The organism is Bacillus sp. A01H, assembly GCF_045277205.1.
Classification (GTDB): domain Bacteria; phylum Bacillota; class Bacilli; order Bacillales; family Bacillaceae_G; genus Bacillus_A; species Bacillus_A paranthracis.
On sequence record NZ_CP117702.1, the window covers coordinates 5,228,720 to 5,246,654 of the forward strand.

Annotated in this window: 15 protein-coding genes; 6 read left to right on the forward strand and 9 right to left on the reverse strand. The window is 36.4% G+C overall.

Features of this window, described 5'->3' with window-relative positions:
* Positions 1 to 40: 40 nt before the first annotated feature.
* The 5 genes from PSR14_RS27900 to PSR14_RS27920 form a co-directional block, all read right to left on the reverse strand.
* Positions 41 to 745, reverse strand: coding sequence for a ComF family protein (locus PSR14_RS27900; protein WP_074541125.1), 705 nt, complete (start codon positions 743 to 745; stop codon positions 41 to 43).
* Positions 745 to 2,094, reverse strand: a complete 1,350-nt coding sequence (gene comFA / locus PSR14_RS27905; protein ID WP_000879439.1) for an ATP-dependent helicase ComFA — start codon at positions 2,092 to 2,094, stop codon at positions 745 to 747. The genes PSR14_RS27900 and comFA overlap by 1 nt, the downstream gene beginning before the upstream one ends.
* Before the next feature lie 126 nt (positions 2,095 to 2,220).
* Complete coding sequence (locus PSR14_RS27910; RefSeq protein WP_113732579.1) at positions 2,221 to 3,672, reverse strand: NlpC/P60 family protein; 1,452 nt, start codon at positions 3,670 to 3,672, stop codon at positions 2,221 to 2,223.
* 147 nt (positions 3,673 to 3,819) lie between these two features.
* A complete protein-coding gene (locus PSR14_RS27915; RefSeq protein WP_000400857.1) occupies positions 3,820 to 4,134 on the reverse strand; it encodes a helix-turn-helix domain-containing protein in 315 nt (104 codons plus the stop codon).
* 173 nt (positions 4,135 to 4,307) lie between these two features.
* Positions 4,308 to 5,150 (reverse strand): DegV family protein, encoded by an 843-nt coding sequence (locus tag PSR14_RS27920; protein ID WP_000844764.1) that lies wholly within the window; start codon positions 5,148 to 5,150, stop codon positions 4,308 to 4,310.
* Positions 5,151 to 5,389: 239 nt separating this feature from the next.
* On the opposite strand from PSR14_RS27920, the gene PSR14_RS27925 reads away from it, so the two are divergent.
* Both PSR14_RS27925 and PSR14_RS27930 read left to right on the forward strand, forming a co-directional pair.
* Positions 5,390 to 6,025 (forward strand): YigZ family protein, encoded by a 636-nt coding sequence (locus PSR14_RS27925; RefSeq protein WP_098487178.1) that lies wholly within the window; start codon positions 5,390 to 5,392, stop codon positions 6,023 to 6,025.
* A 74-nt stretch (positions 6,026 to 6,099) separates the two neighbouring features.
* Positions 6,100 to 7,233 carry an LCP family protein gene (locus tag PSR14_RS27930; RefSeq protein WP_098487177.1) on the forward strand — a complete coding sequence of 378 codons (1,134 nt, stop codon included), beginning with the start codon at positions 6,100 to 6,102 and terminating at the stop codon, positions 7,231 to 7,233.
* A gap of 33 nt (positions 7,234 to 7,266) precedes the next feature.
* On the opposite strand, the gene wecB is transcribed toward PSR14_RS27930, so the two are convergent.
* Complete coding sequence (gene wecB, locus PSR14_RS27935) at positions 7,267 to 8,382, reverse strand: non-hydrolyzing UDP-N-acetylglucosamine 2-epimerase (protein ID WP_000140134.1); 1,116 nt, start codon at positions 8,380 to 8,382, stop codon at positions 7,267 to 7,269.
* A gap of 74 nt (positions 8,383 to 8,456) precedes the next feature.
* A complete protein-coding gene (locus PSR14_RS27940) occupies positions 8,457 to 9,827 on the reverse strand; it encodes a UDP-glucose/GDP-mannose dehydrogenase family protein (protein ID WP_000287649.1) in 1,371 nt (456 codons plus the stop codon).
* Positions 9,828 to 10,317: 490 nt separating this feature from the next.
* Between PSR14_RS27940 and PSR14_RS27945 the strand changes: the two genes are divergently transcribed.
* The 3 genes from PSR14_RS27945 (at position 10,318) to PSR14_RS27955 (ending at position 15,109) form a co-directional block, all read left to right on the forward strand.
* Positions 10,318 to 11,391: a glycosyltransferase family 4 protein gene (locus tag PSR14_RS27945; protein WP_000378309.1), complete on the forward strand. Its 1,074-nt coding sequence runs from the start codon at positions 10,318 to 10,320 to the stop codon at positions 11,389 to 11,391.
* 200 nt (positions 11,392 to 11,591) lie between these two features.
* The gene (locus PSR14_RS27950) at positions 11,592 to 12,329 is read left to right on the forward strand and encodes a polysaccharide deacetylase family protein (protein ID WP_000597163.1); all 738 of its coding nucleotides are present in this window, start codon (positions 11,592 to 11,594) and stop codon (positions 12,327 to 12,329) included.
* A 104-nt stretch (positions 12,330 to 12,433) separates the two neighbouring features.
* Positions 12,434 to 15,109: a PRD domain-containing protein gene (locus PSR14_RS27955; RefSeq protein ID WP_000820982.1), complete on the forward strand. Its 2,676-nt coding sequence runs from the start codon at positions 12,434 to 12,436 to the stop codon at positions 15,107 to 15,109.
* 257 nt (positions 15,110 to 15,366) lie between these two features.
* Here the strand turns inward: PSR14_RS27955 and exsM are convergent, their stop codons facing one another.
* Complete coding sequence (exsM, locus tag PSR14_RS27960; protein ID WP_000207029.1) at positions 15,367 to 15,780, reverse strand: exosporium regulatory protein ExsM; 414 nt, start codon at positions 15,778 to 15,780, stop codon at positions 15,367 to 15,369.
* Between the two features lie 189 nt (positions 15,781 to 15,969).
* Here exsM and PSR14_RS27965 point away from each other — a divergent pair, with 189 nt between their 5' ends.
* The gene (locus PSR14_RS27965) at positions 15,970 to 17,151 is read left to right on the forward strand and encodes a chromate transporter (protein WP_098487176.1); all 1,182 of its coding nucleotides are present in this window, start codon (positions 15,970 to 15,972) and stop codon (positions 17,149 to 17,151) included.
* 38 nt (positions 17,152 to 17,189) lie between these two features.
* Here PSR14_RS27965 and chbG read toward each other — a convergent pair whose 3' ends face one another.
* Positions 17,190 to 17,894, reverse strand: coding sequence for a chitin disaccharide deacetylase (gene chbG / locus PSR14_RS27970; RefSeq protein WP_000593475.1), 705 nt, complete (start codon positions 17,892 to 17,894; stop codon positions 17,190 to 17,192).
* Positions 17,895 to 17,935 lie beyond the last annotated feature (41 nt).

Sequence of the window (17,935 nt, forward strand, 5' to 3'; positions counted from 1 at the left end):
GACTTATCGTCTTTTTATTATCTCTTTCGACAGTTACAGATCAACTTCTACAGAGCGTCAAACTAGAAACTTCGCTTGCTCCTTTATCATAGAAAAGACTTCCAATTTGTCTCACTGTAATTCCTGTCGTATATACATCATCAACAAGTAAAATATGTTGACCATGAAACATCTCTTCTCTCTGAAAATAAAAAGGATTACTTCCCGAAAGCCTTTCTTTACGCGACTTCTTACTTTGCTTTTCTGTTTCCTTCCTTCTTAATGATGAATAAAAATTTTTGACAGGCAAACAAGCTGCTAATAACTCTGCTTGATTAAAACCTCGTTCATATTCCCGTTCCCTACTAAGCGGAACAGCAATAACGGTTGAAACGTCCGTAAAATACTTTTGAAATAACACCCGAAAAGATTGATAAAAAATACGAACTAACTCCGCATCACCTCGAAACTTAAATTGCGCTAGTATACCTTTCATATCATCATTGTACACGTACAACGAACGATTTTTAAAAGGACGATATCCTTCCTCATTCCTCCATCTTACACAGTCCATGCAAATGTCATTTTCTTTATATCGAGTAGGTAAGTCATCTAAAGGACGACCACAATCCATGCAAATTCCTCCTATAATATAGGAAAGTTTTTGCTCACATCTATCACATACATATTTTTTTGGGGACTTTACAAAAAAGGTGTACCAACTAACTGTTTCCACCATATACTCATCACAAAGTAAACAATGCATTAATCGATCAATCCTTGTTCTTTCGCATTTTTATTCATACTTTGAATATGTTTTTTCGCGCGTACCATTGCCTCTGTCTTACCGTAATGAAAATACATAACCTCACCATATGGCTCTTCAAAACTACGCCCCGCTCGGCCTGCAATTTGTACGAGCGCACTCTCTGAAAAAATTTCTTCTTCAGCTCCTAACACAGCCACTTGTAAGTTCTTCACAGTTACTCCTCTTTCTAAAATTGTCGTTGTAACTAATAACGGAATGTCTCCCTTTCTGAAAGATGCTACTTTTTCTTTTCTCATCGAATCTTCTGCATGCACGCCATCGATTCTATTATCCAACCCTTTCAACAACTGACTTATTTCTTCTATATATCGCACATGAGGAACAAATAAAAAAATAGGATACTTTTTGTTTAAGTTCATTTTTAACCATTGTAGTAACACGCGAGGAATTTTTTTATGATGGAGGCTTTTCTTCCAATTTCCGCACCAACTAAATAGAGGAACTGGTAACGGGTGACGATGGTATCTTCCTGAAACAATGATACCTTTTTGTTTCCCTCTTCTGAAATTACGCTTCCACTTTTCATCAGGGGTTGCAGTTAAATAAATACGCGCTGCTTTCTCTTTCATTGCTTGCCTAACTGCATACTGTAACATTTGATCTGCATGATACGGGAAGGCATCAATCTCATCTACAATCATCACATGAAACGCTCTATAGTAACGTAACAGTTGGTGAGTCGTTGCAACGACTAACGCTGCATCTTTTTTATGATCTACACTCCCTCCGTATAAAGCAGCTACAGTTATACTTGGAAACACTTCTTGTAATCTCGGCGCTAATTCCAGTACAACGTCAGTCCTTGGCGTTGCGATACAAACTCTTTCTCCTTTTTGGAGCGCCTCTTCTATACCGTAAAATAACATTTCTGTTTTTCCAGCCCCGCACACAGCCCAAATAAAAAAAGATTCTTTCTGCTTAATCGCTTCTATAACTCCTTGCGCCGCCAACTCCTGACCAATCGATAAAGCCCCATTCCACTGTAATGGATTTAGCTCCCTGTCTCCGTTTCTTTCATGAATCCCGCGAACAAGTACAGTACATTCGCTAACTCTCCCCATCGTGATACACTTCCGGCAATACGCACATGCTTTACCGCACCTTTTACATAAAAATGATGCAAATAGCCGCTGCTCTATATTTCCGCAGCGCTGACATATATATTTAGAAGTATTCTTTGTTATACCTTGTACACATACAACCTCTCCCTTCTTTTTCAAATCACTTAATTCTCTCCGTAAATCTGAAGAGAGTTCTTCTAATAGCAACTGTTTTCCAGCAAGCATTAGCAATCACCTCCAGCACTACTATAAGCCTTTCTTATAATCTCGTAAAAACGCAAAAAAGCCGATAACCTACTTATAAAATAGTAAGCTATCGACTTTATACACGTTTTTTATTCAATTATAATCCTATAATCTACCGTAACCTAAGAAATGTTTTTGGTTGTAAGAGCTATTTACGCTACCGTAAGTAACACCTGTTGATTCATCAGCAGCATGAATCATTTGACCGCCACCAATATAAATACCAACGTGAGATACGCCTGTTCTGTAAGTACCTTGTAAGAAGATAAGATCTCCTGGTTTTGCTTCAGATGCGCTAATCTTTTGTACAGAGTTCCATAAACCTCTAGTATCTTGACGACCTAAACCGTAAACATAAGAGATTAAACCACTGCAGTCAAATCCACCATTTGAAATTGACGCACTACCCCATACGTATTTTAGACCTACTAAGCCTTTAGCTTTTTCAACAACATCTTGTCTTCCGCCACCATTGTCAGCTGGTACTACTGGGGCTGGTGTTGCTTTTTTCTCTTCTTTTTTCTTAGGCTCTTCTTTTTTATCTTGTCCGTCATTGTTTGCTGGAGCTGCTGGCTCTGCTTGTGTTTGTGCTGGCTGAGCTGGAGCCTGTGACGGTTGTGCTGGAGCTTGCGCTTGTGCTTGTGCTTGTTGTGCAGCTTGTTCTGCTTGTTTTTGAGCAGCAACTTCTTGTGCTGCTTTTTCTTGTGCTTCTTTTTCAGCAATTTGCTGTAATTTTAATGCCTGTTGTTCAAGCTCCTTCAATTGTTCTTCCGTACTTGTCATTGAAGTTACAACTGTATCCATTTTACCGCTTAAATCGTTTACTGCCGCTGCTTTTTTCGCTTTTTCAACATCAAGTTCTTTTTTAGCAGTTTCAATTTGAGCTTGTGCTTCTTTTAATTCTTTTTGCTTTGTTTTTACCGTTTCAACATCTTTTTTCACGTTCGCTTGATCTTCTTGTTGTGTTTTCATGATGTCTTCGTCAGACTCAAGAATTTTAGAAACTGAATTTAAACGATCAACTAAATCTGCAAGATTTTTAGAGTTTACAAGAACTTCTGTTACAACGTTTGTGTTTGGTTGCTCTTGAAGTGCAACTAAACGTTTTCTTAATAACTCCTCACGTTTTGCAATTTTCGTTTGTAATTCTGCAATATCTTTATTTTTCTTTTCGATTAATTGCTCAGTGTCCGCAACTTTTTTCGTTGTTTCATCAAGCTTTGCAGCATTCTCTTGAACAGACTTATCTAAACCTTGAATTGTTTTGTTTAAGTCATTCATTTGTTTTTGTAATTCATCACGTTCTTGTTGTTGTTTATGTAAAGTGTCATTTTGTGTATTAATTTGTGATTTCACGTCAGAAATTTTATCTTCAGCAAATACATTTGGTGTTAGTCCTGAAAACATTAACCCTGCCACTAATGCGCAAGATGCCATTTTTAGCTTTTTCATTTTATTTTTTACACCGCTTTCTTTTTTCTTTTTCCGTATATAACCTATAAAATTTATACCATAATTCGGGATTTTTTTTGCTAATGTTACGCTTTTGTAAAACAAATGTAATATTATATGTAACACCATCGCAAAATATGCATATTTTTGTATATATGTGTAGAGTTTTAAAAGGTTTTTATAAGCAAAGAAAAAAACGCAAGGTTTCCCTTACGTTTTATTAAATATACTAATACGGATGAAATCAAAACGTTATTTCATCCATTTCTCAGCCCAATTTTGGACTTCATCCATAACACTTTCTAACGCTTTTCCCTTGTCCGTTAAGCCGTACTCGATTCGAACTGGTACTTCTGGATAAACATTACGAACTACAATGCCTTCGCTTTCCAATTCCTTTAAACGCTCTGATAACATACGATCGCTCATATTCGGTATAATATCTGCGATTTCTCTAAAACGTTTTGACTCTTCCAGCAAAGATTTAATAATTAAGCCAGTCCATTTCTTACTAAGCAAAGTAAAAGCTGACTCAAACTTTGGACATAAACAAGAATTATGCTCCATATGTTTCACCTCTCTTCTATTATAATATAGTTTCTTGTAAAAAGTAAGTTATAAAACTTTCCTCATTATTTTATTTTACGTACATTTTACCATTTCCAAATATTAACTTGTCAACTTCACGTAAAATATCCGTAAAAAAACCCTCTTCCGAAAGAGAGCTTTTTATATCTTTATTACTTCGTATACCATCCAAGACCTAGTGCACCTTCACCTAAATGCGTTCCAATTACAGCACCGAAATAACCTGTACGGATTGTAACATGAGGATATTTTGCTTCTAATTCTGCCTTCCATTCATTCGCTTCCTCTTCACGTTGTGCATGAATGATAACTGCTTCCATAGGTACACCTTTACTTGCTTGCTCATCAAAAATTTCAATGATACGTTTTAACGCTTTTTTACGCGTACGAATCTTTTCAAACGGGATAATGATTTTGTCTCTAAAATATAAAACCGGCTTTACTTGTAACAGACTACCGATGAAAGCTTGCGCACTATTTAATCGGCCTCCACGTTGTAAATGGTGTAAATCATCTACTACAAAATAAGCGTCCATCGTTTTCTTCATTTCATCAAAACGGGCGATAATCTCTTTTGGATCCTTCCCTTCGCTTGCTAGCTTTGCACCTTCACGCACGTAGAATCCTTGTACTTCACAACTAATTTCAGAGTCGTACGTATATACATCAATACCCTCTACCATTTGACCAGCTGTCGTTGAAGTTTGATATGTACCACTAATCCCACTTGAAAGATGAATGCTAATAACTGCATCATAATCCTTAGATAATTCTTCATATAGCTCAACAAACTTTCCGATTGCTGGTTGAGAAGTTTTTGGAAGTTCTTCTTGCTCACGTACTTTTACATAAAAATCATCTGCTGAAATTTCAGCTTCTTCTTGATAAGATTCCGTTCCAAACACAACGTTTAATGGAATCATATATATATTGAGTTCATCACGAATATGCTTCGGTATATATGCTGTACTATCAGTAACAATAGCTGTTTTCATTTTCGTACCTGCCTTATAAAAAAGTTTTTATTTCCTAATTTTACACGAAAACTAAAAATGGTGCATCCATACATGAAAATGCGGGTTTGAAATTATACTCATCATCTCGACAAATTACAACAAAAAGGTAAAACACTCACCAAAAATTTCAGCTTATTTATAAAAAATGTTTGAATATAAAAACGCCCGCTTTTAAAATGTAAAGTACTAGTCATTTTGATGGATAGGAGCGTATACAAGTGTTATTACAATATTTAACAATAAAAGGCTACGGTGAACACGAAATTGTTATTCAAAAATCAAGATTCATCTGTTATGTTAGTCGTGCTACAACCGAAGAAGAGGCTCAAGAATTCATACAAAAAATCAAAAAACAAAACTGGAATGCAACACATAATTGTTCTGCTTATTTAATTGGCGAACAAGATCAAATTCAAAAAGCAAATGATGATGGTGAACCTAGCGGTACAGCTGGCGTACCTATGTTAGAGGTACTAAAAAAACGCGGTTTAAAAGATACCGTCGTTGTCGTTACCCGCTATTTTGGTGGCATCAAACTGGGCGCTGGTGGATTAATTCGCGCATATGGAAAATGTACAAGCGAAGGCATTAATCATGTCGGTGTTGTCGAGCGAAATTTAATGCGTGTTATGCAGACCGAAATTGATTACACATTACTTGGTAAAATTGAAAATGAATTACGCAATTCAAAATATGCCATTAAAGATATACATTACCTCGAAAATGTCACATTTGATACGTATGTAGAAGAAGATGGAAAACAACCATTCACGGATTGGATGATTGAATTAACAAATGGGAAATGTACAATTACAGAAGGAGATATGTTGTACTTAGAACAAGATGTTATCTAAGAATAAATACTGTATCGCCTTTAAAGATTAATGTAGTGAATTACTTTCCTACAAATGAACTAAGGAGATTATATATGGAAGAACGTTATTATCATCTCCAAAATAGCAGAATAAAAAAGAAACGAAGAAGAAAGTTTTTCTACTTCCTTATTTTCTTATTTTTATTTGGTAGTGTAGGACTTTATATATTAAATTCCTACTCTTCTCTCATGGGGATGTATAGTGGTTTTACTCGTGAAAAATCGGATTTGAGAACCGAAGATGTAGAAATTACAAAGGAGCCTTTTACACTCCTTATTATGGGTATAGAAGATTATGCAACAGACGGCCAAAACGGTCGTACAGATTCATTAATGTTTGCGACAGTCAATCCGAAAACGCAAAAGATTTCGCTTATGAGTATTCCTCGGGATAGTCGCGTTCCAATTGTCGGAAAGAATAAAGAGGACAAAATTAACGCTGCGCATGCTTACGGCGGAGAAGAAATGGCAATCAAAACTGTCGAAGGTTTTCTAAAAGTGCCTGTCGACCATTATCTTAAAATTGATTTCCAAGGCTTTAAAGGTATTGTTGATGCTGTTGGCGGTGTTACTGTTGATGTCCCCTTCGATTTTTGGGAGCGTTCAGACGTGGATTACTACAAAAAAATCGAATTTAAGCAAGGACAACAAGAATTAAATGGTGAAGAAGCACTCGCTTACGTTCGTATGCGAAAGCAAGATCCAAATGGCGACTATGGCCGGGCTGCTAGACAAAGACAATTACTAGCTGCTGTTGCTCAAAAACTAAATTCCACCTCTACCGTATTTAAAATTAAAGATTTGACAGCAGTCGTTGGAAAATATATAAAAACTGACATTCCTATTTCTGATGGCCTTGCTCTTTACAAGAAACTTTCTGGGTTTGATCCTTCTACAATGCAAACGTTCAAACTTGAAGGAGAAGACAAAAAAATAGGTGGTATTTATTACTTCCTTCCGGATCCAAACGGCGTTGAGGCGGTACGTAACGAAATTAAAAAAGAATTAGGTGAAAAGGTAAACACGCAAGAAAATTCAACAACAAAAACGGAATCCACTTCTTCTTCAAATTCGAACTCTAACGAGAAAGCGAAGAAAGAAACGAATCATAATCAGAACAAAACACCAACTGATCCCCCTCCTTCTACGAATGCTCATGCAGAGTGGATTATGAGAAATCAGCAATAAAACAGCCAAATCGCATGCGATTTGGCTGTTTTTTTATTTATTAAAATGTTTTAAGATTGCTTCTACAATACGCTCTGATGCGCGGCCATCACCGTACGGATTAGATGCTTTTGACATCTTATCATGAGCTTCTTTGTCTGATAACAACTCATCAGCAAGACTAAAGATTGTCTCTTCGTCTGTTCCCGCTAATTTCAACGTACCTGCTTCAATACCTTCTGGACGCTCTGTTGTATCACGAAGAACAAGAACCGGTACACCTAATGACGGAGCTTCCTCTTGTACACCACCAGAATCAGTTAGCATTAAGTATGAACGAGCTGCAACATTGTGGAAATCAATTACATCTAGCGGCTCAATTAAATGAATGCGGCCATGATCGCCTAAAATATCATTTGCAGTTTCACGAACAACAGGGTTCATATGAACCGGATACACAACTTGTACGTCTTCATGCTTATCAACAAGACGCTTAATTGCACGAAACATATTACGCATTGGCTCTCCTAGGTTTTCACGACGGTGAGCTGTCATAAGTACAAGACGATCACTTCCAAGTTTCTCTAGTACAGGATGACTATATGTTTCTTTTACAGTCGTTTTTAGTGCGTCAATCGCTGTATTTCCTGTTATGAAAATACGTGATTCATCTTTATTTTCTTTCTGTAAGTTCGTTGCTGATTTTGCTGTAGGTGAGAAATGAAGATCTGCCATTACACCTGTTAATTGACGATTCATCTCTTCTGGGTATGGAGAATATTTATCCCATGTACGAAGTCCTGCCTCGACATGACCTACTGGAATTTGATTATAGAAAGCAGCTAAGCTTGCGATAAACGTTGTCGTCGTATCACCATGTACAAGTACGATATCCGGCTTTGCTTCTTTCATTACTTTATCCAAACCTTCTAAACCACGCGTTGTAATATCGATTAAAGTTTGGCGATCCTTCATAATATTCAAATCGAAATCTGGTGTAATTCCAAAGATACTTAATACTTGGTCTAACATTTGACGATGTTGTGCTGTTACAGTCACAATCGATTCAATTTTCTCTGGATGCTTTTGCAACTCTAATACAAGAGGTGCCATTTTAATTGCTTCTGGACGTGTCCCGAAAATTGTCATTACTTTTAAACGTTCAGTCATTTCATTGCCTCTTTTCTTTCACTAGTTACAAATCCTATTATGACATATAAGAATATACATGAATACATACCTTTTTAACGAATAACGGAAAAATCCCTCTTATGAATACTTTCTCTTCCAACAGAATAATAATCTATTCCTTGTTTCTTAACATCCTCATTAGTATAACAATTTCTTCCATCAAATAAAATAGGTTCTCTCATAAGTTGTACGTACTTTCCTAACGGATACGTTCGGATAGCCTCCCATTCTGTCACGATAAAAGCCGCACTCGCTCCTCTAATCGATTCATCTATACATTCGCTATATTGTATAGCCTCTCCAAAGATATTTTTCATATTTTGAATCGCCTTCGGGTCATATAGCACTATGTCTGCACCTATATTCATTAATTCTTGTATCATAATAAGGGACGGTGCGTCTCTTATATCATCTGTATTCGGTTTAAATGCTGCTCCCAGCACTGCAATTCGCTTCTTGTTCATATTTATTACTTTCTTCGCTTTCTCAATCAATAATAGCTGTTGTTTATTATTTACTTCAATGACGGCTTTTAACAAACGAAAATCATGTGCCACATTCCCTGCAATTTGCACAAGCGCTTTCGTATCTTTCGGAAAACACGATCCCCCGTAACCAATGCCCGCATTTAAAAAAGACGACCCAATTCTCTTATCCATTCCCATTCCTTTTGCAACATCTAATACATTAGCTCCTACCTTCTCACATATATTTGAAATTTCATTGATAAAACTAATTTTTGTCGCTAAAAAGGCATTCGATGCGTATTTAATCATCTCTGCACTTTTTATATCTGTAACATACGTTTGCAAATGTAATTTACTATATAAATTCTCAACTTTTCGCGCCGCTTCCTCATTATCAGCTCCAATTACAATACGATCTCCCTGAAAAAAATCGTAAATCCCTGAACCCTCCCGTAAAAATTCGGGATTCGATACAATATGTAATTCATGCCTATTTTGTAATGTCTCCTCAATCCATCCCCTCATAGCACCATTCGTCCCTACAGGAACAGTACTTTTTGTAACAACAATAATGTCTTTAGTCGCATATGTTCCAATATCAAAACATGCATTTTGAATATATGTTAAATCTGCTGTCCCATCTAATAACGATGGCGTTCCAACTGCAATAAATATAAATTCTGCATCATGAAATGCTTCTTCTTTACTTGTTGTAAAAGTTAAACGATTATTCTCACACGCATCATGTATTAATTCATATAAGCCAACTTCATAAATAGGCAGATCCCCTTGTTTTATCCGTTCAATTTTCTCATCATTTATATCAAAACATGTAACCGAATGTCCCAATACTGCCAATCCTACTCCTGTAATCAATCCAACGTATCCGGTACCTATTATCGTAATTTTCATTTCCTTTTCGCACAGGAATATACAATAGAAAATATACGAATACATAGAATTTCCCCTGTGCTTCCCCCCTCTCACATTAAAAATGAGAAAACTTTTTTACTTCTTTATTATATGAATTGCTTTCTTCATTCTTTTTTAAGTTTTTGTAAAATTAAATATTGTCCATAAAACAAATAGAAATTTTACCGAGATTAAAGTTGCACATTCAGGCTTGAAAAATTCCCACATTTTAACACGGAACTTACTCATTTCTACGTGTAACACTTATAATATTGAAATAAAATTATTCGCTATTAAAGAGAAAGAGAAAATGTCATATTCCAAAGCCCAATACGATTAACCTTCTCAAACGATTCAACATTCTGTATACCATTGTCATATATTCTATCTGCTTCCATTTACCATAAAACGAAAAAAAGATTGAATTCTAATCTTTTTGTGATACCATATGTTATGAGCCTGTAAATAAACATCATAATTTTCAGATAAATATATTAAAAAAAATTACGTTAGACTATAAAAGGGTGGGGTATTAATGGACTCACAAGTGATTTATGCCATTTTGGCATCTTTCATCACTGTACTCGTCGTTACTCCTTTAGTTATTAAGTTAGCTTTTAAAATAGGAGCAACAGATAAGCCAAACGCGCGTAAAGTGCACCAAAAGATTATGCCTCGTCTTGGCGGGTTAGCAATATTTATTGGTGTGGCTGTTGGATTTGTTGTCGGTGGCTTATATGAACAAAGAATGTTATCGATAACGCTAGGTGCGATTATCATTGTAATCATCGGTATTTTAGATGATATGTACGAGTTATCTGCGAAGGTAAAATTCGGTGGACAACTATTAGTTGCCATTATGATTGTAAAAAGTGGATTATTAGTGCAAGTATTATATATTCCAATCCTCGGGGATACTGAACTTGGATGGCTTGCTTACCCAATTACAGTATTTTGGATTGTAGGTATTACAAATGCAATCAACTTAATTGACGGCTTAGATGGATTATCCGCTGGTATTTCATCTATCGTACTGGCAACGCTAGCATACATGGCCTTCACTAGCCCATGGGGTACTGGAACGGCTATCATTTTACCGCTAGCACTAATTGCACTTGCAAGTACAATTGGATTTTTATTCTACAACTTCCATCCAGCAAAAATTTTCATGGGAGATACAGGAGCACTATTTTTAGGATACTGTATTTCTGTTATATCGTTACTTGGATTATACAAAAGTGTAACGTTATTCAGCTTTATCGTTCCAGTTATCATTTTAGGCGTACCTGTATTTGATACGGCATTTGCAATTATCCGTCGTATCGTAAATAAAAAACCTATTTCAGCACCAGATAAATCGCATTTACATCACCGTTTACTTGCAATGGGCTTCTCACATCGCAAAACGGTACTAATTATATACGCGTTTGGTATCTTCTTTAGCGTAAATGCTATTATTTTTACTAGTGCAACATTATGGTTATCCATTATTCTTCTTTTCGTTTTAATCTTCTTTACAGAAATTATTGCTGAAGTAATTGGACTTGTACATGAACGTTACAAACCACTTATTTCCTTTTATAAAAAAGTGAAAAAACGCGAAGACTAATTGTAGTATAGCCTTTACTATTATGAAATATTCAAATAGCATCCTCTTTCTTATAAGAGGATGCTATTTTTTATTCATTATTTTACATTTCCAAAATATAGCTTGTTTGAGAGTTCCACTATTGGAGAAAGATATACATAATAAGAAAAGGATTATATTTTCTTTTTTACATCTTGATTGTCAAACTGAGGGTGAATGTTATGATCAAGCGAGTATTTCAATACATTATTTTATTTTTAACGATTACTATGTACGCGTCATCTCATGCAGGAGCGACTACCATTCCCCCTGCTGAACATCATCCAAATACCGAAACTACCTCTTCTACCAAAAAAATCGCGTACTTAACATTTGATGACGGACCAAACAAATATACTACGCAAATTTTAAACATCTTAAAAGAAAAGAACGGAAAAGCAACTTTCTTTGTTATTGGTGGAAAAGTGCCACATTATAAAAAGACAATGCAACGATTAATTAAAGACGGACATTATATCGGGCTTCACAGTATGTCACATGATGTAAAACGCCTTTACACCGGTGATCCATCTGCTTTAATTACAGAGATGGAACAAACACAAAGCATCGTTCAGCAAGTTACAAAATTAAATTCACATCTCGTTCGTGTCCCGTATGGTAGCATGCCTTATTTAAAAAAAAATTACCGTGATGCACTTGTATCAGCCCAGTATAAAATGTGGGATTGGACAATCGATACATACGACTGGAAAAGCTATGATAACCCTTCTGCCATACTAGAAAGGGTACGTAATCAGAGCGATGAACAAGTCGAAGTAATTTTAATGCATGATTCGAGTGTAACCGTACAAATACTGCCACAAGTAATTGATTACTTACAGTCACAAGGATACAAGCTTCTTCCCTATAATCCATCTTCTCATCTCGAAGTAAACTTTTGGAAAGACACAAGATTGTAACAGCTTTAGTGCCTATGTGCTAAAGCTGTTTTATTTTTCTCTTCCCACCCTTCCCATTTTTGTGTAAAATTTTAAATAGTGATGAAGTTTCGAGGTGAATAGAAATGAAACGAATAGATCTCATTTTTAACGCAATACAAAAAAGCAATTATACAGAAGGTGTAACTGCATCAGAACTCGCTACCCTGTTGCAGCTAGATCGAGCCAATGTAAGTAGCGACTTAAACAAACTCGTAAAAGATAAACGTTTATTAAAAACAAATACGCGTCCTGTTCGTTTTTATATAGAAACGAACACTTCGTTGGAAACGCATTCAAAAGAAGCAACTTCATTAGATACATTTGCAGTTGAAAATACGAGCCTTAAAATCGCAATCGAAAAAGCGAAAGCTTCTATTCTCTATCCTCCAAACGGTATGCATACTTTACTGCTCGGAGAAACAGGCGTCGGAAAATCCATGTTTGCTTCTTTAATGCACGAATATGCAATTGAAGTTGAACAGCTTCCTAAAAATGCACCATTTATCGTCTTTAACTGTGCTGATTATGCAAATAACCCACAGCTACTACTCGGGCAATTATTTGGGATTAAAAAAGGAGCGTATACAGGGGCAAGTGATCAAAAAGGGTTAATTGAAAAAGCACATGAAGGGATCCTTTTCTTAGATGAGGTACATCGCCTTCCTCCAGAGGGACAAGAAATGCTTTTCACCTTTATTGACCGCGGAGTATATCGCCGCCTTGGAGAAACAGAAAACGAACGTAAAGCACAAGTATTGATCATTACTGCAACAACAGAAGAACCAAATTCATTTTTATTAAAAACATTTACAAGACGTATACCAATGACTGTCACGCTGCCACCACTTCGTGAGCGTACACATAAAGAACGTTTTGCTTTACTGCAACTATTTTTCACAAATGAAGCAATTCGCTTGCGAAAAGAAATTCACGTTAGCCCAAATGCAATGCGTGCTTTCGTCTTTTACAATTGTCCCAATAACATCGGCCAATTAAAAACGGATGTACAAATTGCCTGTGCGAAAGCCTATTCTGACTTCGTGACAAAGAAACGTGATTCTGTCTATGTTTCAAGCACAGACTTACCTTGGTATATGAAAGAAGGACTATTCATTGAAAGAAAGAGCCGTCATCTATACCAAATACCGAATGAAACATTTATATTTACAGGTGATGAAGGTTGGAGTAATCATAAAATAGAAAATGAAAAACAGTCTTCTATTTACGATTATATTGACTATAAATATGAAGAACTTCAAGCTCGTGGTATTGAAGAGGAAGAATTAGAATTACTAATAGAAAATGATATTCAAAGCTTTTTCGTACAATATTTTAACCAAATGTCAAAAAAGACAAGTCATGAAAATGTTTTTAAAATTGTAGATCGTAATATCGTTTCCGTTTGTGAAAAAATTGCTGAACTTGCTGAAAAACATTTATCCAAAACGTTCGATGAAAAAGTATTTCTCGCTTTAAGTTTACATGTACAGACAACTCTACAACGTTTACAGGCCGGAAAACAAATTCATCACCCGCAATTAAATCAAATTCGTACGAAATATAAAGAAGCTTTTTCCGTAGCTATGCAATGCATTCAACTACTGGAAGACGAATTACAAATAACAATGCCTATCGATGAAGCAGGCTTTTTAACAATGTTCTTCGTTGTTGATCCAATTCCTGCCTCACAAACAGAAGTAAAAGTATTAATATTAGCGCACGGCAACGGCATAGCAACAGAAATGGCAAACGTCGCAAATGAACTGCTCGGCATTGACGAAGTAACCGGTATCGATATGCCGTTACATGAATCGCCGAAAGATTTCTTAGAGCGTGTGAAAGTGTATATGAAAACACTCCAAAATGTAAACGGGCTTCTCTTACTCGTTGATATGGGATCTCTCGCTTATATTGGTGATATATTAGAAACTGAGTTCAAAATTCCAGTGCGTGTTCTTTCCATGACAAGCACTCCACATGCACTAGAAGCGGCTCGAAAAGCTCAGCTTGGCTACTCGTTAGATGCATTATATGAAACGGTGAAGAACTTAACACCGTTTTACTTAAACGTACAAGAAGAAAAGAAAAAACCACTATCACCAATGAAATCTGTTATTTTGACAGCTTGTTTAACTGGGGAAGGCAGTGCTTTAGCTATTCAAAAAATGTTGGAGAACTATTTGCGATTTGACAAAGACTTAATTGAAATCATTCCGATTAGTATCGTCCATGAAAAAGATTTAACGAAAATGATTGAGAACATAAAAAAAGAGCGGAATATCATTTGTATTGTTACGAATTTTGATGTACAAGTGCCATGCTTAACGTATCATTTCCAAGACATTGTAAACTACACAGCGATTCAGCCAATTCAAGAATTAATTACGTATGAAGAAACATATGCAAAAATGGCTGATATCCTGGAACAACAAATGCAGCGTAACGACGGAGCATTACTTATCAAAACAATTCGTTACGCATTAAATACAATTCAAGAATTAATTTCCTTACAGCTAACTCCTGACAGTTTAATGGGTGTTATTCTGCATATGAGCTGTATGGTTGACCGTCTTCAAAAGGGAGAAAGCCTTCTCCCTCATCCAGATAAAGAGAAACGAAGACAAGATGAATACTGGATGTATATGAAAGTAAAAAAAGCATTGCAGCCAATTGAAAATACATTTGAAATACAAATACCTGATGACGAAGTGTTTTATGTTATGGACTTCTTCATTAAAAATCAGCCTGTAAAAAATTAATCGTGGCAGTTTTTTAGTATATCGATCTTAACTCAGATTTTATCGGCGATTTTCAAAATATATCAGCGCAATTCGAGTTTTATCAGCGATTTTCAAAATATATCAGCGCAACTCAGGTTTTATCGGCGATTTTCAAAATATATCAGCGCAACTCGAGTTTTATCAGCGATTTTTCTAATATATCGATTTACCGTCAATAATCGCTAAAATTCCCACCTTATAACAGAAAAGGCTGTTCAATATGAACAGCCTTTTTGCTACTTCTTTACTTTCCTAATTCTCCCCCTTATTTCACCCTTCTTATGTGACTTCGTATAAACATTTACATATACATTCGCCTGAATGATTTCTTGCAGTAAGCTATCAAACGCTCGCCCCTGTAAAGGCCCTTCAAAATCCCCCACATTAACTACACCAGTGACGACTCCTTCATTAACACTAATCCCTTGCTTTAATGGACCAAATAAACTTAAAACAATTGGACCAATTTGATTTGCTTTCCCTAAATGAATTTGGCATGATGTAACTTTTTCGATGTTTTTCAATATGACCCGATATTGCAACTTCTTTAAATCCTCACTAAATATAAACTCTGCTACGCCATAAGCTTCTGTATTTACAGGAGGTATTTCCCTCTTACCTGTTAACCTCGCAAAGAAATGTGTTGTCATACGGGCATTCTCCTTATATAAATTTCCCAGCACTACTTCTACTACTTTATGGTTTATACATAATCATTTATGACTTTTTCAAGTGTTAATTACGAAGAAAAGATTCACATAATCTTTACACTAGAATCGTTCCTTTTTCTTTACTACCTCTTGTATAATGCACTTAGAAAAACATTCTAGGAGGTCGTTTTGGAAAATAACAAATACACTTTTCACACATTATTAGAGATTTTTCTCGTCTCATTTAAATTAGGACTTACTTCGTTTGGTGGCCCCGTCGCCCATCTCGGCTATTTCCACCACGAATATGTACAAAAAAGAAAATGGATGGATGAACGAATCTATGGAGATTTAGTAGCACTATGTCAATTCCTCCCTGGTCCTGCTAGTAGCCAAGTCGGTATGGGCGTTGGATTATTAAGAGGCGGGGTATTCGGAGCTATTATTTCATGGATTGGGTTCACTTTACCGTCTGTGCTTGTTTTAGTTTTCTTCGCCTCATTCCTTAATCAGTTCGACCTTGGAAGTGCTGGCTGGATTCATGGGCTAAAACTTGTAGCAGTCGCTATTGTCGCTCATGCAATATGGGGAATGGCGCAAAAATTAACGCCAGACCGAAATCGTGCGACGATTGCAATTGCAACTGCCTCAATCGCCCTATTATGGCCAAGTAGCTGGACACAAGTCACTCTCATTATCATATCTGGCTTTATCGGCTGGCTTTTATATCGCAACGAACCAATTAGTCAATCTCAACATATAAAAGTACCTATTTCAAAAAAGATAGCAGTTTCTTGTCTCGTCTTATTCTTCGGACTATTACTACTGCTACCAATATTAAGACCGTTCTCTTATTACATCGCTTTATTTGATAGTTTCTATCGCTCTGGCGCACTTGTATTTGGAGGCGGACACGTCGTCCTCCCCCTTCTTGAAGGTGAGTTCGTACAAAACGGAATGATGACGAAAGAACAATTCCTAGCTGGATACGGATTAACACAAGCAATGCCAGGACCACTATTTACATTCGCCTCTTATATAGGAGCAGTGTTAAACGGGACGCTTGGTGCCATACTTGCAACAATTGCGATCTTTCTTCCTGCTTTCTTACTCGTTATTGGTGTTTTACCCTTTTGGGACAGTGTGAGAAAAATATCTTTCATACAAGGCGCACTACTTGGAGTCAATGCGGCCGTTGTCGGTATTTTATTAGCAGCTTTTTATGACCCGATTTGGACAAGCACGATTATGAACGCTGTAGATTTTGTTTTTGCATCTCTTCTATTTTGCTTGCTCGCTTTTTGGAAAACACCACCTTGGGTTATCGTTATACTTGGAGCCTTTGGCGGATATATTCTATCCATTTTGTAAATAAAAAAAGACGGCATAATGTAGCCGTCTTTTTTCTATTAAAACTTTACAAGCTCTATTCCTTCAGGCAACTCACTCTCTGTTAAAATACGCAATTCTTTCACGCGATCCATTACGTAAGAAGAACGCTTCACAAGCTCTGGGTCAATATAAGCTGGATGAACCATAATTTCTACCGTTTGTTCACCTTGTACTCTTTCTTTTAACTTCACGAAGTAATCTTCCGTCACACCATCTGCGTAAAAGTCACTGTAAAATACGTCAGAAAATGGGCGTACTGCTCGCTCTTCCTCACAACGACGGATCGGAACATTATATGTAGCCGCTAATCTCTCAAGAACATCGTGCAAAATCGGTAATCCGTGCACATGGTGATGACTATCTAAATGAGTTGGCGTTAATCCGTAAGATAAGAATTTCTCAATTTGAGCAGTCCATTCTCGCTCGACTTCCTCTGGATTTACTTTCCCTTCCCATACGATGCTTTGTTTATGAAACAATCCATCGCTACTTACAAGTGACGGTACATCTCCAAGAAGCGGTTTCCCTGCCGTTAATACGAGATGTACGCCTACCCCTAACGTTTTATACTCTTTTGCTAAGCGTACCGCATGCTCTGTTCCTGGCATATTCATCATCATCGTCGTTGAATTTACAAGTCCATTTATATGTCCATCAATAATGCCGTAATTTGTACCTTCTGTAAGACCGAAATCATCTGCATTTACAATTAACTTAATCATTGTAATACCTCCTAATAGGATAAAAAAAAGCGGGCTAAATA